19 protein-coding genes and 3 tRNA genes are annotated in these 22,340 nt (G+C 64.5%); 4 read left to right on the top strand and 18 right to left on the bottom strand.

Features of this window, described 5'->3' with window-relative positions:
* The first annotated feature begins 242 nt into the window (after positions 1-242).
* Complete coding sequence (locus ACX12D_RS07175; RefSeq protein ID WP_174422737.1) at positions 243-590, top strand: hypothetical protein; 348 nt, start codon at positions 243-245, stop codon at positions 588-590.
* 418 nt (positions 591-1,008) lie between these two features.
* On the opposite strand, the gene ACX12D_RS07170 is transcribed toward ACX12D_RS07175, so the two are convergent.
* Positions 1,009-2,523 (bottom strand): acetyl-CoA hydrolase/transferase family protein, encoded by a 1,515-nt coding sequence (locus ACX12D_RS07170; RefSeq protein ID WP_459373442.1) that lies wholly within the window; start codon positions 2,521-2,523, stop codon positions 1,009-1,011.
* A 381-nt stretch (positions 2,524-2,904) separates the two neighbouring features.
* Here ACX12D_RS07170 and ACX12D_RS07165 point away from each other — a divergent pair, with 381 nt between their 5' ends.
* Positions 2,905-7,785, top strand: a complete 4,881-nt coding sequence (locus ACX12D_RS07165; RefSeq protein WP_459373441.1) for an NAD-glutamate dehydrogenase — start codon at positions 2,905-2,907, stop codon at positions 7,783-7,785.
* Between the two features lie 63 nt (positions 7,786-7,848).
* The gene (locus ACX12D_RS07160; RefSeq protein ID WP_459373440.1) at positions 7,849-8,439 is read left to right on the top strand and encodes a DUF2939 domain-containing protein; all 591 of its coding nucleotides are present in this window, start codon (positions 7,849-7,851) and stop codon (positions 8,437-8,439) included.
* 50 nt (positions 8,440-8,489) lie between these two features.
* Here the strand turns inward: ACX12D_RS07160 and ACX12D_RS07155 are convergent, their stop codons facing one another.
* The 5 genes from ACX12D_RS07155 to ACX12D_RS07135 all read right to left on the bottom strand — a co-directional run bounded on the left by ACX12D_RS07155 (position 8,490) and on the right by ACX12D_RS07135 (position 10,359).
* Entirely contained in the window at positions 8,490-8,744 is a 255-nt protein-coding gene (locus tag ACX12D_RS07155; protein ID WP_441630569.1) for a hypothetical protein, read from the bottom strand.
* Positions 8,745-9,002: 258 nt separating this feature from the next.
* Positions 9,003-9,371, bottom strand: coding sequence for a hypothetical protein (locus ACX12D_RS07150; RefSeq protein WP_459373439.1), 369 nt, complete (start codon positions 9,369-9,371; stop codon positions 9,003-9,005).
* 107 nt (positions 9,372-9,478) lie between these two features.
* Positions 9,479-9,730, bottom strand: a complete 252-nt coding sequence (locus ACX12D_RS07145; RefSeq protein WP_441630565.1) for a hypothetical protein — start codon at positions 9,728-9,730, stop codon at positions 9,479-9,481.
* Between the two features lie 75 nt (positions 9,731-9,805).
* On the bottom strand, positions 9,806-10,048 hold the full coding sequence (locus ACX12D_RS07140; RefSeq protein ID WP_441630564.1) for a hypothetical protein: 243 nt from the start codon (positions 10,046-10,048) through the stop codon (positions 9,806-9,808).
* A gap of 20 nt (positions 10,049-10,068) precedes the next feature.
* Positions 10,069-10,359, bottom strand: a complete 291-nt coding sequence (locus ACX12D_RS07135) for a hypothetical protein (protein WP_441630562.1) — start codon at positions 10,357-10,359, stop codon at positions 10,069-10,071.
* 236 nt (positions 10,360-10,595) lie between these two features.
* Between ACX12D_RS07135 and ACX12D_RS07130 the strand changes: the two genes are divergently transcribed.
* Positions 10,596-11,024 (top strand): hypothetical protein, encoded by a 429-nt coding sequence (locus ACX12D_RS07130; RefSeq protein WP_459373438.1) that lies wholly within the window; start codon positions 10,596-10,598, stop codon positions 11,022-11,024.
* A 174-nt stretch (positions 11,025-11,198) separates the two neighbouring features.
* On the opposite strand, the gene ACX12D_RS07125 is transcribed toward ACX12D_RS07130, so the two are convergent.
* From ACX12D_RS07125 to ACX12D_RS07070, 12 genes are all read right to left on the bottom strand, one after another.
* Positions 11,199-11,275, bottom strand: a tRNA-Pro gene (locus ACX12D_RS07125).
* Between the two features lie 56 nt (positions 11,276-11,331).
* On the bottom strand, positions 11,332-11,763 hold the full coding sequence (locus tag ACX12D_RS07120) for a MerR family transcriptional regulator (RefSeq protein ID WP_459373437.1): 432 nt from the start codon (positions 11,761-11,763) through the stop codon (positions 11,332-11,334).
* A gap of 124 nt (positions 11,764-11,887) precedes the next feature.
* Complete coding sequence (locus tag ACX12D_RS07115) at positions 11,888-12,304, bottom strand: integration host factor subunit alpha (protein ID WP_043345037.1); 417 nt, start codon at positions 12,302-12,304, stop codon at positions 11,888-11,890.
* Positions 12,305-12,373: 69 nt separating this feature from the next.
* On the bottom strand, positions 12,374-14,821 hold the full coding sequence (pheT, locus tag ACX12D_RS07110; protein WP_459373436.1) for a phenylalanine--tRNA ligase subunit beta: 2,448 nt from the start codon (positions 14,819-14,821) through the stop codon (positions 12,374-12,376).
* 71 nt (positions 14,822-14,892) lie between these two features.
* Complete coding sequence (pheS, locus tag ACX12D_RS07105; RefSeq protein ID WP_267606192.1) at positions 14,893-15,924, bottom strand: phenylalanine--tRNA ligase subunit alpha; 1,032 nt, start codon at positions 15,922-15,924, stop codon at positions 14,893-14,895.
* Between the two features lie 343 nt (positions 15,925-16,267).
* Positions 16,268-16,624, bottom strand: a complete 357-nt coding sequence (gene rplT / locus ACX12D_RS07100; RefSeq protein WP_006163216.1) for a 50S ribosomal protein L20 — start codon at positions 16,622-16,624, stop codon at positions 16,268-16,270.
* A 27-nt stretch (positions 16,625-16,651) separates the two neighbouring features.
* Positions 16,652-16,849 carry a 50S ribosomal protein L35 gene (gene rpmI / locus ACX12D_RS07095; RefSeq protein ID WP_006163215.1) on the bottom strand — a complete coding sequence of 66 codons (198 nt, stop codon included), beginning with the start codon at positions 16,847-16,849 and terminating at the stop codon, positions 16,652-16,654.
* Positions 16,850-17,019: 170 nt separating this feature from the next.
* Positions 17,020-17,541 (bottom strand): translation initiation factor IF-3, encoded by a 522-nt coding sequence (infC, locus tag ACX12D_RS07090; protein ID WP_081488948.1) that lies wholly within the window; start codon positions 17,539-17,541, stop codon positions 17,020-17,022.
* Positions 17,542-17,586: 45 nt separating this feature from the next.
* Complete coding sequence (gene thrS / locus ACX12D_RS07085) at positions 17,587-19,494, bottom strand: threonine--tRNA ligase (RefSeq protein ID WP_043345032.1); 1,908 nt, start codon at positions 19,492-19,494, stop codon at positions 17,587-17,589.
* Between the two features lie 367 nt (positions 19,495-19,861).
* Positions 19,862-19,938 (bottom strand) — tRNA-Val (locus tag ACX12D_RS07080).
* A gap of 69 nt (positions 19,939-20,007) precedes the next feature.
* Positions 20,008-20,084, bottom strand: a tRNA-Val gene (locus ACX12D_RS07075).
* A gap of 21 nt (positions 20,085-20,105) precedes the next feature.
* Positions 20,106-22,328: a RelA/SpoT family protein gene (locus ACX12D_RS07070; protein ID WP_459373435.1), complete on the bottom strand. Its 2,223-nt coding sequence runs from the start codon at positions 22,326-22,328 to the stop codon at positions 20,106-20,108.
* Between the last annotated feature and the right edge of the window lie 12 nt (positions 22,329-22,340).

Here is a 22,340-nt window from a genome sequence, read left to right as displayed (position 1 = left end):
CAAACCCGTCCCGCCCCCTCCCATTCCGTAAGCCCCCCCTCCCCGAAAACAACGCTTGCCTTGATCTGGCGCATAGCCGGCCAGGCCAATAAGCGGTTCAATACAGTGGGAAGAAAGATTAACTTCGCAGGGTCATCCCAAGTCGGTAGAGTCACCTTGGTCTGACGACCATTTTTGCGGCCATGCCCCCTGCCCGTGGCCATTGCTCTCGAACTACCCACGCTTTACTCACGAGGATGAAAATGCGCAACAAGACCGTACCCGCCCTGATCATCGCCGCCCTCACCGCCTTTGGCGGCGTGCAACTGGCGCACGCCCAGAAGAACTACACCGATGGCGGCGACCTTTACGGTGGCGCCCATACCAACAAGACGGACCCGAACAAGAGCGCCGCCAAGTCCGGCAAGTTCGATCCGTACACGGATGGCGCGAAGAAATCGACCAAGTCGAACCTGAACGCTTCCGGCACCAAGAAGAAGGCCGATCCCTATACGGACGGGGCCAAGGCTGGCAAGCCCGATCCGTACACGGACGGCGCCAAGGCCGGCAAGTTCGATCCCTATACCGACGGCGCCAAGGCCAAGCAGTAAGCCGCGACGGACGCGGCCGGCAGCAAGCAGCCCGGCCCGCCGGATGGTGCGCCAGCGCACCATCCGGGCCGCAGGGAACAGGCAAGATCAGGCAGCGGGATCGCCACGGCAATGCCCAACGCCCGCTTGAAACGCCATCTGAGCCAGATGGCGCCGCATGTGGAAATGTGAGAAATATCCGAGAATGGATTCGGAAGGCCGCCTACAGCATGAACCGTAGCGCAGGCTTACCCATTCGCTATCCCGGACCTCTCCCTTTCGGAGACCATCATGCTAGACCTGCTGATCCTAATGGCTTCCTCCCTGGTGCTGGCCGTGCTCATCTTCAAGGGATAAGAGATAGGCGATTAGGGATAAGGGATACCGAAAAAGAAATGAAGGCCGGAAAGCAATAAGCAAGGTCCATGCGCAAGCCGCTTCAGGCTGCGGCCAGGGCCGCCTTCGTGCCGCCCATCGAGCCCTCCTCGCGCAAGCGCACGTGCCAGGCCAGCGCCTCCTCGATGAGGTGCGGCGTATGCCCGCCGCGGCGCGTGGCGCGCGTCACGTAATCACGCAGCAACTCCCGATACAACGGATCCGCGCAGTTGGCGATGATCTGCTGCGCGCGCTCGCGCGGCGCCAGGCCGCGCAGATCGGCCAGGCCATGCTCGGTCACGATGATGTCGACATCATGCTCGGTGTGATCCACGTGGGACACCATCGGCACGATGCTGGAGATGGCGCCGGCCTTTGCCATCGACTTGGTGACGAACACCGACAAATGCGCATTGCGCGCGAAGTCTCCCGACCCGCCGATGCCGTTCATCATGTGCGTGCCGCCCACATGCGTGGAGTTCACGTTGCCGTAGATATCGCACTCCAGCGCCGTGTTGATGGTGATCAGCCCGAGCCTGCGCAGCAGCTCCGGATGGTTGCTGATCTCCTGCGGGCGCAGGATCACGCGTGCCTTGTATCGTTCCAGGTCTGCCAGGAAGCGCGCGTAGACGGCGCTGGTCAACGTCACCGATGACGCAGAGGCAAAGCGCAGCCGCCCGGCGTCCAGCAACTCGATCGTGCTGTCCTGCAGCACCTCCGAATACATCGTGAGATCGCGGAACGGGGAATCGATCAGGCCATGCAGCACGGCGTTGGCGATCGTGCCGATGCCGGCCTGCAGCGGCTGCAGCGAGGGTGCCAGCCGGCCTGAGCGTACTTCATGCAACAGGAAATCGTTCAGGTGCCCGGCGATCTGGCGCGTTTCCTGGTCGGGCGGCAGCGCATTGGACGGGCTATCGTCCTTTTGCGTGATCACGATGGCGGCGATCTTCGCGGGGTCCACCGGAATAAAGGGCAAGCCGATGCGCTGGTCCACCGAGACCAGCGGAATGGGCTGGCGATGCGGCCGCGCCGTTGGCAGGTAGATGTCGTGCAGGCCTTCCAGGCCGGCCGGCATACCGAGGTTGATCTCGACGATCATCTTCTGCGCCAGCATCGCGAAGCTCGCGGAGTTGCCGACCGAAGTCGAAGGCACGATGCCGCCGGATTCGGTGATCGCAACCGCTTCCACCACCGCCACGTCTACCGGCGCGATCTGGCGCCCGCGCAGCTGCTCCACGGTTTCGGACAGGTGCTGGTCGATGAACATCACCTCGCCCGCGTTGATCTTGCGCCGCAAGGTGGCATCCACCTGGAACGGCAGGCGCCGCGCCAGCACATTGGCCTCGGCCAGCATCTTGTCGGTATCGTTGCCCAGCGAGGCGCCGGTCATCAGCGTGATGCGCAGCGGCTCGTGCGACGCGCGCCTGGCCAGCGCTTGCGGCACCGCCTTGCAGTCGCCGGCGCGGGTGAAGCCGCTCATGCCCACGGTCATGCCGTCCCGGATCATCGCCGCCGCGGCCTCGGCCGGCATGACCTTGTCGAGCAGGCTGGCCAGCCGGATACGTTCCTTGTACATCTTATGTCTCCATGATGCCCGTCCCGGCCAGTGAGGCCGCTCCGCGCGCCGCGGCAAGGCCAGACGCCCAGTTCGGCTCGCGCTTCCTACCGGCGGGTAAGGCGCAGACAGGCAGTGTAGCCACGGCAAGCACATTCCTGCGGCGATATAAAATCATGAAAACCAGTCGTAAATCTCATACATCCCAACGCCCGCGCCAGCCCGGAGCGGACAAAGCCAGGCCGCGCAGATTGTGCGCGGTGCCGCCCTTTATGCTCTACAGTAGTTAGCACGGTCATGCTGGAAGGACGCAGGCAACGCACGACGCGCGACGCGCGTCACGCAGTGCCTGTGCCTGTGCCGGCAACGGACTGCCAAAAACAGCCGTCTGGGGGAGACACCATGCTGGCGGAAAGCGAAGCGCGACAGGCCCAGTTGCTGGCCGACCTGATGCAGTTCGCCCAGGGCCGCCTGCCCGGCGACATGTTCGTCCAGGCCGAGCCATTCCTGCGGCACTACTACGACCTGGCCGACGCCGAAGACCTGCTCAAGCGGAACGTGGCCGATCTCTATGGCGCGGTCATGGCGCACTGGCAGACCGCCCAGCGCTTTGTCCCGGGCAATGCGCGGCTGCGCGTCTACAACCCCAACCTCGAGCAGCATGGCTGGCACTCCGACCACTCGGTGGTGGAGATCGTCAACGACGACATGCCGTTCCTGGTCGACTCCGTCACCATGGAGATCAACCGGCTGGGGCTGGCCCTGCATTCCGCGATCCACCCGGTCTTCCGGGTCTGGCGCAACGCGGACGGCACCATCGCCAAGGTGGGCCTGGGTGGCGAGGGCGACACCGCGACGAGCGAGCCAGCCGGCGGTCCCCGGCTCGAATCCTTCATCCATTTCGAAGTGGACCGCTGCGGCGACACCGCCACGCAGGATGCCTTGCGCAACGGCATTGCCCGCGTGCTGGGCGACGTGCGCGCCGCGGTGCAAGACTGGCCGGCGATGACCGCCATCACCCGCGCCACCATCGACACGCTGGCGCAGCGCCCGGATGGCAACCAGCCCGATACACAGGAAGCCTGCGCCTTCCTGCAGTGGATGCTGGACGAGCATTTCACCTTCCTCGGCCAGCGCGACTATGAACTGGTCACCCAGAACGACCGCTTCTACCTGCGCGGCGTACCCGGCTCCGGCGCCGGCATCCTGAGCGAAAGCCTGCGCCCGCCCGAGGAGGACACGCTGACCGAGCTACCCGCGGCGGCCACCTCGGTCATCGAAGACAAGTCACCGATCTTCGTGACCAAAGCCAATTCGCGCTCCACCGTGCACCGGCCCGGCTACCTGGACTACATCGGCATCAAGCTGACGGACGCCAACGGCAAGCTCTTTGGCGAGCGGCGCTTCGTAGGCCTGTACACCTCCACGACCTACATGATGTCGTGCGAGGACATCCCGCTTTTACGGCGCAAGTTCGCCAACATCCTGGCGCGCGCGGGCTTCCTGACCAAGGGTCATCTCTACAAATCGCTGGTGACCATCATCGAGCAATACCCGCGCGACGAACTGTTCCAGGCCGAGGAAGACGAACTGTTCCACATCACGCTGGGCATCCTGCGCCTGCAGGAGCATCAGCGCATCCGCCTGTTCGTGCGGCGCGACCGCTTCGACCGCTTCGTCTCCTGCCTGGTGTTCGTGCCGCGCGACAAGTACAACACGGATCTGCGCCAGCGCATCCAGAAGCTGCTGATGACCGCCTTTTGCGGCAACAGCTGCGAGTTCACGCCGCAGCTCTCCGAGTCGCCGCTCGCGCGCATCCAGCTGATCGTGCGCGGCGAGCCTGGCACCATGCCCGAGATCAACCCGGACGAGCTGGAAGAGCGCATCGTGCAAGCCGCCCGCCGCTGGCAGGACGACCTTGCCGCCGCCCTGCTCGACAGCACCGGCGAGGAGCAAGGCAACCGCCTGCTGCGCCGCTACGGCGACTCCTTCCCGGCAGGCTACCGCGAGGACTACCCGGCCCGCATCGCCGTGCGGGACATCGAGCTGATGGAGGCGGCACAGGCCACCGGCGGCATCGCCATGAATCTGTACCGGCCCATCGAAGCCGCGCCCGGCGCATTCCGCTTCAAGGTCTACCGCGCGCGCGCGCCGATCGCGTTGTCGCTCAGCCTGCCGATGCTGGAGCACCTTGGCGTGCGCGTGGACGAAGAGCGTCCCTACCTGATCGAGCCCAACGGCGCGGCGCCGGTATGGATCCATGATTTCGGACTGGAAATGGCCGATGGGGTTGCGGCCGGCATCGACCTTGGCGCCGATATCGCGCGCATCAAGGCGCTGTTCGAGGACGCCTTCGCGCGCGCCTGGAACGGCGAGATCGAGAACGACGACTTCAACCGCCTGGTGCTGCGCGCCGAGCTCGCCGCGCGCGACGTGACCATCCTGCGCGCCTATGCCCGCTACCTCCGCCAGGTCGGGTCGACCTTCAGCGATGCGTATATCGAGCGTGCGCTGACCGGCAACCCGGCTATCGCCTCGCGCTTCGTGGAACTGTTCGTCGCGCGCTTCGACCCCGCCACGCAAGCCGCCCGCGCCGCGCGCTGCGAGCGCCTGCAGCAAGCCATCGGCACAGAGCTGGACCAGGTGCCCAACCTCGACGAAGACCGCATCCTGCGCCTGTTCCTGGGCGTGATCAACGCCACGGTGCGCACCAACTATTTCCGCCACGACCCCGACGGCGGGCCGCGCCCTTACCTGTCGTTCAAGTTCAACCCCGCGCTGGTGCCCGGCCTGCCCGAGCCGCGCCCGATGTTCGAGATCTGGGTCTACTCCCCGCGCGTGGAAGGCGTGCACCTGCGCGGCGGCCCGGTGGCGCGCGGCGGCCTGCGCTGGTCCGACCGGCGCGAGGATTTCCGCACCGAGGTGCTGGGGCTGATGAAGGCCCAGATGGTGAAGAACACGGTGATCGTGCCGGTGGGCAGCAAGGGCGGGTTCGTGGTCAAGCGCCCGCCGCCGGCGAACGACCGCGACGCCTTCCTGCAAGAAGGCATTGCCTGCTACCAGACCTTCCTGCGCGGCCTGCTCGACGTCACCGACAACCGCGTCGCCGGCACCTTGGTGCCGCCGCCGGAAGTGGTGCGTGAAGATGGCGATGACCCCTATCTGGTGGTCGCCGCCGACAAGGGCACGGCCAGCTTCTCCGACTACGCCAACGCCATCTCCGCGGAGTACGGCTTCTGGCTCAGCGACGCGTTTGCCTCGGGCGGCTCGGTCGGCTATGACCACAAGAAGATGGCCATCACGGCGCGCGGCGCCTGGGAATCGGTCAAGCGCCATTTCCGCGAGATGGGCGTCGACATCCAGTCAACGGACTTCACCGTCGCCGGCATCGGCGACATGTCGGGCGACGTGTTCGGCAACGGCATGCTGCTGTCGCCCCATATCAAGCTGGTGGCCGCGTTCGACCATCGCCATATCTTCCTCGACCCCAACCCCGACCCCGCCGCCAGCTTGCGCGAGCGCCAGCGCATGTTCGAGTTGCCGCGCTCGAGCTGGGCGGACTACGACATGAGCCTGGTCTCCGCCGGCGGCGGGCTGTTTCCGCGCACCGCCAAGACCATCGCGATCACGCCGGAGGTGCAGGCGAGGCTTGGCATCAGCGCAACCGTGCTCTCGCCCGCCGAACTGGTCCACGCGATCCTGTTGGCGCCGGTCGACCTGCTCTATAACGGCGGCATCGGCACCTATGTCAAATCCAGCCGCGAGAGCCATCTGCAAGTGGGCGATCGCGCCAACGACGCGGTGCGCGTCAACGGCGCCGAACTGCGCTGCAAGGTGGTGGGCGAAGGCGGCAACCTTGGCTTCACGCAGCTTGGCCGCATCGAGTTCGCGCTCAATGGCGGGCGCATCAACACCGATGCGATCGACAACTCTGCCGGCGTCGATTGCTCCGACCATGAGGTCAATATCAAGATTCTCCTGGGGCTGGTGGTGGCGGACGGCGAGATGACCGAGAAGCAACGCAACAAGCTGCTCGCGGAAATGACTGACGAAGTCGGCTTGCTGGTGCTCGAGGACAACTACTATCAAAGCCAGGCACTGTCGGTTGCCGGGCGCACCGCCGCGGCGCTGCTCGACGCGGAGGGCCGGCTGATCCGGTGGCTGGAGCGCGCCGGCCGCCTCAAGCGCGCGCTGGAATTCCTCCCGACCGAGGACGAACTGGGTGAGCGCAAGGCCGCCGGGCTGGGCCTCACCTCGCCCGAGCGCGCGGTGCTGCTGGCCTACAGCAAGATGTGGCTGTACGACGAGCTGCTCACGTCCGCGCTGCCGGAGGACCCGCTGGTGGCCGGCCTCCTGCCCGCCTATTTCCCGCAGCCGCTGCGCGAGCGGCACGCCGACACCATGCTGCGCCATCCCTTGCGCCGGGAGATCCTGGCCACGCACCTCACCAACACGCTGGTCAACCGCATCGGCGCCACCTTTGTCCACCGCATGCAGGAAGAAACCGATGCGCGGCCCGCGGACATCGTACGTGCCTGCCTGATTGCGCGCGACGTGTTCGGCCTGGACCCGCTCTGGCTGCGCATCGATGCGCTGGACAACCAGGTCGGCGATGACGTGCAGGCGCGCATGTTCGCCGCCGTGGGACGGCTGCTGGAGCACGCCAGCCTGTGGTTCCTGCGGCATCCGCACGCGGGCGGCCCCACCGATGGCGACAGCGCGCGCTACGCCGAAGCCGCGGCCTGGCTCACACCCCAGCTGCCCGCACTGCTGGCCGGGCCGGAGGCCGCCGCGCTGGCGCAATGGCGGCAGGACCTGAGCCAGTCCGGCGTGGACGATGAACTGGCCCTGCGCGTAGCCGCGGGAGAGATCTCCGCGGCGGCACTGGATATCGCGGAGGTGGCGGCGGCCACGCAGCGCAGCCTGGCGCTGGTGGCGGGTGTCTATTTCGCGCTCGATACGGAGTTCAGTTTTGGCTGGCTGCGCGAACGCGCCCTGGCTTTGCCAGCCGACAGCCATTGGGACCTGCTGGCGCGCACCACGACGCTCGAAGACCTCGGCCGCCTCAAGCGCGCGCTCACGGTCAGCGTGCTGGCGCAGCCACAGGCCCTGGATACGCCGGCACAACTGATCGAGGCATGGCGCGGCGGGCGCCAGGCGCAGATCGAGCGTTTCTCGCGCATGCTGGCGGATCAGCGCGCATCGGGCGCGGCGGGCTTGTCGATGCTGTCGGTGGCGGTACGGGAAATCGGCTTGCTGGAGCGCAGCCAGCAAGCCGGGTAGACGCGGGCGCGGCCGATTGGCGACAATGGGGGCCTTAGCCAGCGCGCTTGCACCGGATCTCCGATGAACAAACCCGTCAAAGCCGCGATTGCCGCGGCGATCGTCGTCGCTGCCACCAGCTACGCCAGCCCCTACTGGGCGCTCTACCAGATGCGCTCTGCCATCGAAACGCGCGATGCCGACAAGTTCTCCCGCTATGTCGACTATCCGGCCCTGCGCGAGAGCCTGAAGGCGCAGCTGACGTTGTCCCTGCAGCAAAAGCTCGGCACGTCCGCCTTGCAGAACATGCCCTTTGCCGGCATCGGGCAGGCAATCGGCCAGGCGGTCATCAACACCATGATCGACACCATGGTGTCGCCCGCCGGCGTCATGGCGCTCATGGCCGGCGAGAAGCCCGCCACAGCGCCGCAGCCAGCACCGCCCGCGCGCCCCGCCCCCGCACCAGCGGAAAACAAGGGCGAACCAGCGGGGTCCGCCAAGGAGGAAGCCGCCAAGGACGCGCTCAAGTACAGTTTGTCCTATCGGGCGCTGAACACCGTGGAAGCCTCGGCCACCAAGGACAATGGCGACCGCATTCTCATTGGCCTGACGCGCCAGGGCATATGGACGTGGAAATGGAGCAGCGTCGTGCTGCCGGAGCTTTCCAAGCCATAGGCCATATTTGGCCTATGGCCCCTTTTGGACCCTAGGCTTTGAGCCGGGACTCACCGGCCCCATTTCGCCTCGAGCAGCACCGCCGCCTTGATGGCGTCGATGGTCTCCTCTTCGGTCTTGAAATCGCCCAGCAGCCGCTTGGACTTGCCGCTGAGCACTGCCGCCTGGAGCGCCTTGCCGGATGCCTCCGACGTACCCGGACTCCAGCAATAGCGCGCCGTCCATGAGCCATCCTGCAAACGCTCGGCCACCCAGATGACGCGGAAATCCTCGAACACTACCCCGAAAGGCTCGTCTTCGTTCATTGCAACCTCCACAACACGCGATCGCTCCCCTCGAACACCACGGCCGTGCGCGCGTGCCGTGTCAGCATCATCGCCCGGCCGGGATCGGCATCTGGCCGGGTGATACGTCGCCGTCGGAGCGGCGATCTGGTTGATCAGGGCTAGCGGCCATGCTCTGCCACTACCTTGTTTTCGCGAGATGCTAGCACGCGGCCTCGCCGCTGTGTCCGCCATGGCGCACGCAGCGCGCCAGGCGCACCGCCACTCGGATCGTGGCCTCTAGTCGGCGGGGATCTCGTGGCTGCCGTGTGTCAGAAGGCTCCCAGGGCTGTCGCCGAGCACGCGCGGCCTGCGCGGCTGCAACTCCAGGCCCAGGCGGATGAGCAGCTCGAACGCATCCGCCAGCAGATGCTGCTGGCGCGGCAACAAGCTGGCATAGGGCATGTCGTAGATGGACTGGTGCGAGCCACGCGCGCCTTTGAGGCCACGATCGCGGGCCATGTCGGACAATAGCGCGGCAAAGCCGTTCAGGTCCTCGGCGGCCAGAGCGGTGTTGAGCACCGCGGCCAGCACATGGGGCGGTGACGAACCCCACCCCATGGCATCGGCATTTGCGGCGGATTCTTCGGAAGCATCGAATGAGTTCATACCCGGATTAACGACAGCGATCCCGCGCCATGTAGGCTGGCCGGCGAAACTTCTGCCCGAGCCAATGCATGGCCAGGAAGGCCAGGCAGGCCACCAGGATCAATCAGTCAGCTTGCGGCATAGGCAACATGGTCCACCGTCGCATCGATCAGCCGGCAAGCGCGTGCCTGCGCCCGGTCAGCGACTTCCATGAGTTCACCCTGCTCATGCCCCACCCACGACTGCAGCGGTGACGGATTGCGCACCGCGCCTTTGGCCTCCTGGACGATCGAGGCACTCACCAGGCATCCGCGCTCATGTTGCTGTACCGAGATCAAAATCACGTAGCCCCGGTAATGCTGTGTTCTGGATTCATTCATTGCGTCTCCCTTTGCCGGCCATCGTAGCATGCCGCAGCGCAGCGTCCGGCCAGCCGGGGCCAGGGGCTGCCGGGCCTAGGTCCGGTCCTGCGGACGATCCTGTGGGCGGCGCCCCATGCGCCAGACATTGGGCGGCTCGCCGTGGGCGGCATTCTGGAACATCCAGGCGCCGCAGGCCGTGCAGCGCCAGGGCCGGTCCACCCAGCGCGAGTTGATGTCCATGCCGAGTGCGCCCGCACCCGATGCAGCCAGGTTCTCATGCGGCTCCACCGTGGTCGGCGCACCAACGAGAAGATGGCAGAGATCGCAAGCGTGCATGCCTTACTCCAACGAAACGCTCACTCCAGCGAGGGCGGAGTGGCAAAGGGATCGGCGCTCTGCTGGCCCGGCACCTCGGCCAGGTCGAACTCGTCACGCGCCTTGTCCACCACGGCCCGGATACTCCTCTCATAACCCGCGGCATTGCCGAAGGCCTTCATATCCCAGTTGCGCCCGCGCGCATCGCGCGCATGCGCTTGCGGTGCCGGCACCCGGATCTTCGCGCCGTCCTCCACAATGTCATCGATGCGCTGGATGCGCCGGCTCACCTCGTCCTGCAAGGCCCTGGCAGCACGTTCGCGTTTAGCCATCCCCTACTCCTATCCTATGCGTTGCACGCGGTAAACGGCATCCGGCCAAACCAGTGCCCCGGGACCCTGCGCACAGCAAACGTCTGCCGGAAAGGACATGCACACCGCGCGGTCGATGGCTTGATTGTAGAGTCCGCCGCCCCTTCGCGACAAACCTGATTGACCTGGGACGGCCTAGCCGGACGCCGATAGCATCGCTATACTGTATATTCATACAGTATTTTCTGAGTGAAGCTATGTTCACCTGCGATCCTGGCATCATCTATCTCTACGCCCGCAACACCGGCCACACCCACGACCCCCACGGCACGGCCATCGCGTGCCAGACCCTGACCGTGGACGACCCGCTGCTCACGGCGGATACCTGGAACCCGGAGGCCGAGGCCGCCGCGCAGGCCGCCGGTGCAACGCTCTATCTGATGGGCATCGACACCGCCGCACTCAAGGCCCTGCCCCGTCCTATCGACAGCCTGGTGATCGAGCACGATGGGGCGCGGCTGCGCTTCGCGCTCGCGGAAGGCATCGACCTTCTCGATGCGAGATCGCTACGCGTGCGCACACGGGGCGAGCGCCACTATGCCACTCGCGAAGAGCCGGCCGATCCGTATTGGGCCACATGGGGCAAGGCGACTTCATCGGCCAGGCGTGACTCGCCGGCGAGGTAATGAAGGGAGACTGCGTGTCAGCGGTGGCAGCGTCGATCCGAAGAGATTCAGGCGAATTCGACGATGCTTGTTGCCACGTGTTTTTGCCGGGCTATTTGTCGGGCTAGATGCTGGCGTTTTGAACAGACAACAAAAAACCCGCACAACAAATGCTGTGCGGGTTTTTCTTAATACTGGTCGGGGCGAGAGGATTTGAACCTCCGACCACCTGCACCCCATGCAGGTACGCTACCAGGCTGCGCTACGCCCCGAAAGAAAAAGATTATATCAGAAGCTTTTTAAAAATGGCTAGTCATTAGTGCACTTTTTATTCGTGCTTCGCGATCTGTTGAAGCTGCGCGAGCAGGTGCTGCACTTCCACCAGTTCGTTGCGCAGGCTGTTGAGGTCGAGCGAAAAAACCGGCGCTTCACCGGCGGCTTCCGCGGCCAGCGCTTGTTCGTCCTCGGTGGCGGCATGGCTGTGCTGCCGCCCTTCGTCGAGGCGATTGCGGGCACCGTTGATCGTGAAGCCCTGCTCGTACAGCAGGTCGCGGATGCGCCGGATCAGCAGGACTTCATGATGCTGGTAGTAGCGCCGGTTGCCGCGTCGCTTGACGGGCTTGAGCTGCGTGAACTCCTGCTCCCAGTAGCGCAGCACATGCGGCTTGACGGCGCAAAGCTCGCTGACTTCCCCAATGGTGAAGTAGCGTTTGGCGGGAATCGGCGGCAACAAGATGCGTTCGCTGGATCTTTCCGACATACGGTGAATGGGCGGGCTTCAGGCCGTGCCGGGAGAGGTTGTGGTGTTCGCGCGGGCTAGCGCGCGAACAAGGGGGATACACGGATTCAGCAGGATAACGAGTCGTCGCGCTGCTGGCAAACGATCAGCCTGGCACCGCCACCAGGCCGGCACGCTCTTCCACCAGGCCCTTGAGCTTCTGGCTGGCATGGAAAGTCACCACGCGTCGTGCCGTGATAGGAATGATCTCGCCCGTCTTGGGATTGCGGCCGGGACGTTGCGGCTTGTCGCGCAGCTGGAAATTGCCGAAGCCGGAGAGCTTGACGCTGTCGCCTTGTTCCAGCGCTTCGCGAATCACGTCGAAGAAAGCTTCGACCATGTCCTTGGACTCGCGCTTGTTGAGACCGACCTGGTCGAACAGCATTTCAGCAAGCTCGGCCTTCGTGAGGGTCGGCACTTCAGCGACGCGAGCGTCGGACGTATCGTCGTCGAGCGAGGCTGCCTGGCGGTCGCCTGCTTCACCCATTGCAGAGGCCATGAGATACGCGTGTCGATCGTTCATTGTCATTCAGTGTGGCGATCCGCCCGGATGCGGAAGTCCGGGCGCTCCATTGTCATGTCAGCTGGTGGATCAGCCGCGCATCCGCGCCTGGAATGCAGCGCTGGCGGCTTCGACCATGCAACGCACCGCGCTGTCGACGGTTTCGTCCTGGAGGGTCGCCCCAGTATCTTGCAAGGTCAAGCGGAACGCAAGGCTTTTCTCGTCCGCGCCAATGGCCGCCGATGCTGCCTTCGGGCGGAACTCGTCGAACAGCACCAGGCTCTGGCAATAGCGTGCGGAGCCCTGTTTTTCCAGGGCTTCGCGCATGGCGTCGAGCAGGTCCTGCACGCGCACCGACTGCTTTACCACCAGTGCCAGGTCACGTACGGCGGCCGGGAACTTGGAGATTTCGGTGTAGCCCGGCAGGCCCGTTTCACGCAGTGCCAGCAGGTCCAGTTCGAACACGACCGGCGCTTGCGTCAGTTCGTACTCCTGCAGCCAGCGCGGATGCAGTTCGCCGATCACGCCGGCCACCTTGCCGTCGATCACCACTTGCGCGGCGCGGCCCGGATGCAGCGCGGGATGCGATACCGGCTCGAAGCGCGCGACGCGCGGGAACAGCAAGGCCTCGACATCGCCCTTGACGTCGAAGAAGTCCACCGGGCGGGTGGCGATGCCCCACTGCTCGTCGAAGGCCGGGCCGTAGGCAATGCCGCCTGCAACCATCGGCTGGCGATAGCCGGCCACGGTCAGGCCGCCATCGGCGACCGCTTCATCGCGATGGAACACGCGGCCCACTTCGAACATCCGCACGCGCGATGCCTTGCGGTTGAGGTTGTAGCGCACCTTGTCGAGCAGGCCACCGATCAGCGTGGAACGCATCACCGCCAGCTGGCTGGCGATCGGGTTCAGCAGGCGGATCGGGTTGTCGTTGCCGGCAAAATCGCGCTCCCACTTTTCTTCGACGAAGGCGAAGTTGATCACCTCCTGGTAGTCGCGCGCGGCAATCGCGTGGCGCACAGCGTGGGTCGAGCGGCGTGCTTCGTCGGTCGGGCGCATCTCGCTTTCGGCGATCGGCGGACGTGCCGGGATGCGCTCGAAGCCATAGATGCGGGCCACTTCCTCGATCAGGTCTTCCTCGATCTCGATATCGAAGCGATAGCTCGGCGGCGTAACCACGAACACTTCGCCGTCCGCGCCTTGCTCGCGGGTGAACGGCAGCTGCAGGCGCTGGAAGACGTCGGCGATGACCGCAGGCGACAGCTCGATGCCAAGCACGCGCTCGGCGCGCGCCACGCGCAGGCGCACCGGCTTGCGCTGCGGCAGGTTGACGATGAGGTCGTCGACCGGGCCTGCCTGGCCACCGCAGATCTCGAGGATCAGCGCGCTGATGCGCTCGATATGCTCAACCGTGGTGGCGTAGTCCACGCCACGCTCGAAGCGATGCCCGGCATCGGTCGAGAAGTTGAAGCGGCGCGAGCGGCCCTGGATGGATTGCGGCCACCAGAAGGCGGCTTCGAGGTAGATGTTGGTGGTGTCGAGCGTCACGGCGGTGCTGTCGCCGCCCATGATGCCGGCCAGGCTCTCGATCTCCTTGTCGTCGGCGATCACGCCGACCTGCTCGTCGAGCTCCACGGTATTGCCGTTGAGCAGCTTGAGCTGTTCGCCCTTGCGGCCCCAGCGCACATCCAGCCCGCCGTGGATCTTGTCCAGGTCGAAGACGTGCGAGGGACGGCCGAGCTCGAGCATCACGTAGTTGGAGATGTCGACCAGTGCGGAGATGCTGCGCTGCCCTGCCCGCTCCAGGCGCTGCACCATCCATGCCGGCGTGGCCGCGCGCGCGTTCACGCCGCGGATCACACGGCCCGAGAAGCGGCCGCACAGGTCGGGGGCCGAGATCTTCACTGGCAGCTTGTCGGCCAGCGTCACGGCAACCGGCTTCATCTCCGGCAGGTGCAGCGCGGCACCGGTCAGCGCGGCGACTTCGCGCGCCACGCCGTGAATCGACAGGCAGTCGGCCTTGTTGGGGGTGAGCTTGATGACGAAGACCTGGTCATCCAGGTCCAGGTACTCGCGAATGTCCATGCCGATCCTGGCATCTTCGGGCAGAAGCATCAGGCCGCCGTGGTCCTCCGACAGCTTGAGCTCGCGCGCCGAGCAGAGCATGCCGAAGCTGTCCACGCCGCGCAGCTTGCCCACCTTGATCTCGAACGGCTTGCCGCCCGCCTCGGACGGCGGCAGCACCGCGCCGACCAGCGCGCAAGGCACCAGCACGCCGGGCGCCACATTGGGCGCGCCGCAAACGATCTGCAGGGTCTCGCCGGTGCCGGCATCGACCTGGCAAACGTTGAGACGGTCGGCGTTGGGATGGCGCTCGGTGGAAAGCACGCGCGCCACCACCACCTTGTTGAAAGGCGGCGCGACCGGGCCGACCTCTTCCACTTCCAGCCCGGCCATGGTCAGGCTGTGCGAGAGCGCATCGGTGGAAATCTTGTCGGGATTGACGAAACTGCGAAGCCAGGATTCCGAGAATTGCATGGCGCTTCTGATCCGGTAAGTATTCTGTTCTGTGGTGTCGGTGACGATGTGCTCTGGCGCGGATACGCGCCTCAGGCGAACTGGCGCAGGAAACGCGCGTCGCCTTCGAAGAACAGGCGCAGATCGTTGATGCCGTAGCGGAGCATGGTCAGGCGTTCAAGGCCGGAACCGAAGGCAAAGCCGATATAGCGCTCGGGGTCCAGGCCCATATTGCGCAGCACATTGGGGTGCACCTGGCCCGAGCCGGAAATCTCCAGCCACTTGCCGTTGCCGAAGGCCATGTCGATTTCCGCCGACGGTTCGGTGAACGGGAAGTACGAGGGGCGGAAACGCACCTGGATGTCATCGCGCTCGAAGAACTTGCGCAGGAAGTCCGTGTACACGCCCTTGAGGTCTGCAAAGCTCACGTCATCGCCGATCCACAGGCCTTCGACCTGGTTGAACATCGGCGAGTGCGTGGCGTCGCTGTCGACGCGGTAAGTACGGCCGGGGCAGATCACCTTGATCGGCGGCATCTCGCGGCCCTTGTACTTCTCCACGTGCATGCGCGCGTAGCGCACCTGCATCGGGCTGGTGTGGGTACGCAGCAGCAGCAACTTGCCCTCGCTGTCGCGGCCGTCCACATAGAAGGTGTCCTGCATCGAACGGGCCGGATGGTTGTCCGGGTTGTTCAACGCGGTGAAGTTCATCCAGTCCGTTTCGATTTCGGGGCCATCGGCCACATCGAAGCCCACCGAGCCGAAGATCTGCTCGACGCGCTCCCAGGTGCGCATCACCGGGTGCAGGCTGCCACGGGCAACCGCGCGGCCCGGCAGCGTGACGTCGATGGCTTCGGCGGCCAGCCGCGCGTTCATCAGCGCATCGGCCAGCGCCTGGCGGCGTGCCTGCAGCGCGGCCTCGACCTGCTGCTTGGCCTGGTTGATGCGCGCGCCTTCGCTCTTGCGCGTTTCCGGATCGAGCTTGCCGAGGCTCTTGAGCAGCTCGGTGAGCGCACCGGTCTTGCCGAGAAAGCGGGCTTTCTCGTTTTCCAGCGTGGCGTTGTCGTTGGCTGCAGCGAAGGCGGCCTGGGCGTCGGCGACGATTTGATCCGGATCCAGAGACATGGCGGCGGTCGGCGATAAATTTGGCGTCCGGGTCACGCTGGGCCCGGGCGTGGGTTGGCACTAAGTGCGATGTAGGTGCAGAGCCCGCGCGGCACCGGGGGCGGCGCGGGCTTCGTTTCGGATGTCGTCTTGCATCGAACCGGGAACGGCGCGCGAAACGGTATCCGAAATGAAAACGGGGCTCGGTGAGGAGCCCCGTTTCTGCAGGTCCGGCCGAACCGCCATCGCGGCGACAAGCGCTGCTCAGGCAAATTTGGCGGAAATGCTGTCGACCTTGCGGTCGGTGCTTGCCCGGGGAACCACACTAGACACTAGCGTCTAGCATGGCACCCCGAAGCCGGCATCAGGCAACGGTGGCTTTCACCTGGTTGACGATGGCGGCAAAGGCAGGCTTGTCATGAATAGCCATGTCCGACAGCACCTTGCGGTCCAGCTCAATCGAAGCCCGCTTCAGGCCGTTCATGAACACGCTGTAGGTCATGCCATGCTCACGCGAAGCAGCATTGATACGCGCAATCCAGAGAGCGCGGAACACGCGCTTCTTGTTGCGGCGATCGCGGTATGCGTACTGGCCAGCACGCATGACCGCCTGCTTGGCGATACGGTAGACGTTATTACGACGGCCGCGGAAACCCTTGGCGGCGACGATGACTTTCTTGTGGCGGGCCCGTGCAGTGACCCCACGTTTTACTCGAGGCATGTAATGCTCCTTTCGTTTTCGTTAGGGTTATGCGTAAGGCATCATTGCGCGAACGGCCTTCAGGTTCGTCTCATGGACGTCCTGGGTGCCGCGCAACTGGCGCTTATTCTTGGTGGTCTTCTTGGTCAAGATGTGACGCTTGAAGGCCTGGCCACGCTTGAACGAACCATTCGGACGCGCAGTAAAGCGCTTGGAGGCGCTTTTCTTGGTCTTCATCTTCGGCATGAAATACTCCAGCTTCTATGACATGCATGCAGGTGGCCAGCTAGCGCCGACACTTGCAAAACCCGCATCCACTTATTGTTGCGCTAAAGCCGCGTGCGGCCTCTGCGCTGCTTTCGCACGACGCCGCGCCCGGAGGGATTCCCCTCCGGGCCGCAGCGACGCGCAAAATCTTACTTCTTCTTCTTGGGAGACAGCACCATCACCATCTGGCGGCCTTCCATCTTCGGCATCTGCTCGACCTGGCCAACTTCTTCCAGATCCGCCTTCAGGCGTTCGAGCACACGCGCGCCGATTTCCTGGTGCGCCATCTCACGGCCGCGGAAACGCAGCGTGATCTTGGTCTTGTCGCCGTCTTCGAGAAAGCGCTTCAGGTTGCGCAGCTTGACGTTGTAGTCGCCATCATCCGTACCCGGCCGGAACTTGACTTCCTTGACCTGGATGATCTTCTGCTTCAGCTTGGCGTCGTGCGCGCGCTTGGCTTCCTCGTACTTGAACTTGCCGTAATCCATGATACGGGCAACCGGCGGCACCGCTGTAGGAGCGATTTCCACCAAGTCCAAGTCCTTATCCTCAGCCAGGCGGAGCGCGTCCATGAACTTGACGATGCCGAGCTGCTCGTTATCAACCCCGACCAAGCGCAATTCGGGTGCGCTGATTTCGCGATTGATGCGATGACCTTTGTCTGTAGCGATGTTGCGTTACCTCAAGAAGACAAAAAACAAGCCGTGCTCATCCCATCAGGCTTTGCTGGCTACGTCCTGTTGCAGACGCTCCACAAACGCGGAGACGGACATCACGCCCAGATCCACGTTGCCACGGGCACGCACGGCCACTTGACTGGCATCCCGTTCTTTGTCGCCCACTACCAGGAGGTAGGGAATCTTCTGAAGGGAATGCTCGCGGATTTTATACGTAATTTTCTCGTTACGCAAATCCGCCTTAGCCCTAAATCCTTGTTTTTGCAGCAGTTGCACGACGTTTTCGGCATATTCCGCCTGCGAGTCGGCAATATTCAGCACCAGGACCTGCTCTGGCGCCAGCCAGGCGGGCAGTGCGCCGGCGTGGTTTTCCAGCAAGATGCCCAGGAAGCGCTCGAAAGAGCCCAGGATGGCCCGGTGCAGCATGACCGGGCGCTTGCGCGAGTTGTCTTCGGAGACGTATTCGGCATCCAGGCGCTCCGGCAGCACCAGGTCCAGCTGCAGCGTGCCGCATTGCCAAGACCGGCCGATGGCGTCCTTGATATGGTATTCGACCTTGGGACCATAGAAGGCGCCCTCGCCCGGCAGCTCTTCCCACTCCACGCCGCAGGCGCGCAGCGCCAGGCGCAGGCCTTCCTCGGCGTGATCCCAGACTTCGTCCGAACCGGCGCGCTGATCCGGGCGCAGCGACAACTTGACCGCGATATCCTTGAAGCCGAAATCGTCGTACACGGAGAACGCCAGTTCGTTGAAAGCCTTGGCCTCCGCGACGATCTGCTCTTCCGTGCAGAAAATGTGCGCGTCATCCTGCACAAAGCCACGCACGCGCATCAGCCCGTGCAGCGCGCCGGAGGGCTCGTTGCGATGGCAGGCGCCGAACTCGGCCAGGCGCAGCGGCAGGTCGCGGTAGGAGCGCAGGCCGTGATTGAAAATCTGCACATGGCCAGGGCAGTTCATCGGCTTGATCGCGTAGTCGCGCTTCTCCGACTCCGTGACGAACATGTTCTCCTTGTAGTTCTGCCAGTGGCCTGACTTCTCCCACAGCGAACGATCCATCACTTGCGGCGTGCGCACTTCTTCATAGCCGGCCTGCGTCAGGCGGCCACGCATGTACTGCTCCACCGCCTGCCACACCTGCCAGCCCTTCGGGTGCCAGAACACCATGCCCGGCGCCTCTTCCTGCAGGTGGAACAGGTCGAGCAGCTTGCCCAGCTTGCGGTGGTCGCGCTTCTCGGCCTCTTCCAGCATGTGCAGGTAGGCTTCCTGGTCTTCCTTCTTGGCCCAGGCCGTGCCATAGATGCGCTGAAGCATCTCGTTCTTGGCGTCGCCGCGCCAGTAGGCACCCGCCACCTTCATCAGCTTGAAGACCTTGAGCTTGCCCGTGGACGGCACGTGCGGCCCGCGGCAGAGGTCGACGAACTCGCCTTCGCGATACAGGCCGATCTCCTGGTCCTGCGGGATCGAGGCGATGATCTCGGCCTTGTACTTCTCGCCCATCGACTCGAACAGCTTCACGGCCTCGTCGCGGCTCCAGACTTCGCGCGTTACCTTCTCGTCCTTCTTGGCGAGCTCGGCCATCTTCTTCTCGATGGCAACCAGGTCCTCGGGCGTGAAGGGGCGCTTGTAGGCGAAGTCGTAGTAGAAGCCGTTCTCGATCACCGGGCCGATCGTCACCTGCGCCTCGGGATACAGCGCCTTGACAGCGTAGGCCAGCAAGTGCGCCGTCGAGTGACGGATCACATCAACGCCATCGGCATCCTTGTCCGTGACGATGGCCAGAGCAGCATCGCGCTCGATGAGGAAGCTGGTGTCGACCATCTGCCCATCCACCTTGCCCGCCAGGGCAGCCTTGGCCAGGCCCGAGCCAATGCTCTGCGCCACTTCGGCCACCGTTACCGGGCCGGGGAATTCGCGTCGGGAACCATCCGGCAGCGTGATTGCGATCATCTTGCACCTCATCAGAAATCCACCCGCCGGCGCCGTACGGCCGGCAAGCGAATAAAAAGCATCTTGTAGCGCCGGGCTCATGCCACTTCATGCAATCAGCATGAGCCAGACAGCGGGGACTTCGCTCGGATCCACCCACGGGCGACCGAGCAGGATAGCAGGGAGCCAATAAGCGACAGACGAAAAAAAACGCAGCCAAGGCTGCGTTGTTTTTCGATTTAACCCCAATCCACCGGGTCCGAAGGCGCACCTCGACTACTGTCGCTAATTAGCGGTAGTAGTTCGCTGTGTCTTGAACATGGCGCCTTTTCCGTTCCAGGTTATCGGGATCAACCGGACTGCTTCGGTACTGCTTACTGCTATGCGTTGGTAGGCTCGATTGGACTCGAACCAACGACCCCCACCATGTCAAGGTGGTGCTCTAACCAGCTGAGCTACGAGCCTATGGTACTGCTTGAAACTAACCGCTGTATGCGCCTGCTGCACTGCGCCTACGTCTTACTGCTTGTTCGTTGGTAGGCTCGATTGGACTCGAACCAACGACCCCCACCATGTCAAGGTGGTGCTCTAACCAGCTGAGCTACGAGCCTACGGAGAACGAAAGTATAGCATCACTTTCTTTTCGCTTGCAAGACCCCCACCACATCTTCGATCAAACCGAGTGCGCGCTGCAACTGCGTGGCCTCGGAAACCTCGGCGGTAAACTGCATCCGCGCGACGCCTTTGCTCGACAGCGTCTTCACGCCGGTGACATTGATCTTCTCGCGCGACAGCACTTCGGAGATGTCACGCAGCAGCCCTTGCCGGTCGATCGCCTCCACGTGGATGTCCACCGGATAGACGGCATCGCTGCGCTTGCCCCACTCGGTATGGATCACGCGCTCCGGCGCGCGCGCCGAGAGCTGCCCGAAGGTGTGGCAGGTGCGGCGATGGATCGAGACGCCGCGCCCGCGCGTGACGAAGCCCACGATCTCGTCCGGCGGCGCCGGCTTGCAGCATTTGGACATCTGCGTGAGCAGCGAATCCACGCCCACCACCAGCACACCGCTCTTGGCGCCACGCGCCACGCTGGTGGCGCGGCTCTTCTTGGTGACGGCCTCTTCCTCGCTCTGCACCACCGCGGCTTCGCCCTCGGGGTGCCGCAGCGCCTGCTCCACATGGCGCAGGCTGAACTCATCCTTGGCGACCGCGGCGAACAGGTCGTCCGGCGTCTTGAAACCCAGCCGCGCGGCAAGGTCATCCAAGTTGACAGCGGTCTTGCCCTCGCGCTGCAAGGTCTTGTCGATCAGCGCGCGGCCTTGCGACATGGTCTCTTGCGAATCCAGCGCATTGAACCAGGCGCGCACCTTGGCGCGCGCCCGCGGGCTGGCCAGGTAGCCTAGTTCCGCGTTGAGCCAGTCGCGTGACGGGCCGCCCTGCTTGACGGCAATGATGTCCACCGTTTGCCCATTCTTCAGCGGCGTGTTCAGCGGCACCATGGTGCCGTCCACGCGCGCGCCGCGGCAGCGATGGCCCAGGTCCGTATGCAGGTAGTACGCGAAATCCACCGGCGTAGCGCCCTGCGGCAACGCCACCACGCGCGCCTGCGGCGTCAGCACGTAGATGTGGTCGTCGATGGCCGCGTGCTTGAGCTGCTCCCACGGCGACTCGTCGTGCGCAACCGAATGATCGGCGTCGTCCTTCCACGCCAGCAGCTGGCGCAGCCACGCGATCTTCTCGTCGTAGCGTTCGCTGGCGGAGAACTGGCCGCTATAACCCTTGCTGCCCGCTTCCTTGTAGCGCCAGTGCGCGGCCACGCCGTACTCGGCGAAGTGATGCATCTCCTGGGTGCGGATCTGCACCTCGAAGGCGCGCCCGTCGTCGCCGATCACGACCGTGTGCAGCGACTTGTAGCCGTTCGATTTGGGCCGGGAAATGTAGTCATCGAACTCGCGCGGAATCGGCTGCCAGATATGGTGCACGATGCCCAGCACGGTGTAGCAATCCTTGATGTCGTCGACGATCACGCGGAAGGCTCGCACATCGTAGAGATCGGCGAAGTCGAGCTCCTTGCCGCGCATCTTCTTCCAGATGCTGTAGATATGCTTGGGCCGCCCGCTCACCTCGGCGCGGATCTCGGCCGATGCCAGCTCGGACTGTAGCCGCGCGATGGCGCTGGCGATATAGCCTTCGCGCTCGATGCGTTTTTCGTCGAGCAGCCGCGCGATGCGCTTGTAGGTGTCGGGCTGCTCGAAGCGGAATGCCAGGTCCTCCAGCTCCCACTTCATCTGCCAGATCCCGAGCCGGTTGGCCAGCGGCGCGTAGATGTCCAGCGTTTCGCGCGCGACGCCCGGCAGCGGCTGCGCCTTGACCTGCGCCAGCCAGCGCAGCGTCTGCAGCCGCGAGGCGAGGCGCACCAGCACCACGCGGATGTCCTGCGCGAAGGCCAGCAGCATCTTGCGCAGCGCCTCCACCTGCTCCTGGCGCGCGGCGATTTCGTCCTTGGTGGTTTCAGGCGCGCCGCTGTGGCCCACCGCGATCGCGCCGATGCGCAACAACTGCCGCACCCCCTTGACCAGCCCCGCCACCTCTTCGCCGAAGAGCGGCTCGATTTCCTCCTCGCTGCCAGGCACGAACGCGGCCAGCGCAAACAGGCAGGCCGCCGCGCGCGCGGCATCGTCGACGCGCAGGCCGTCGAGAATGCGCAGCATGCCCTCGGCATGCGAGAGCACGGTTTCGCCGGTGGGCAGCAACGCCGCGCTGCCGCGCTCGCGCACGAACGCCAGGGCGCGCTCCACCAGCCCGGCATCGGGCGTGCCGGCAATCTGCCCGGTCAGGTCAGTCGACGTCACCATCTCGCTGCCCCA

The organism is Cupriavidus sp. PET2-C1, from assembly GCF_054515855.1.
Note: the sequence above shows the minus strand (reverse complement) of the source record. Positions and strands in the feature narration are given on the sequence as shown.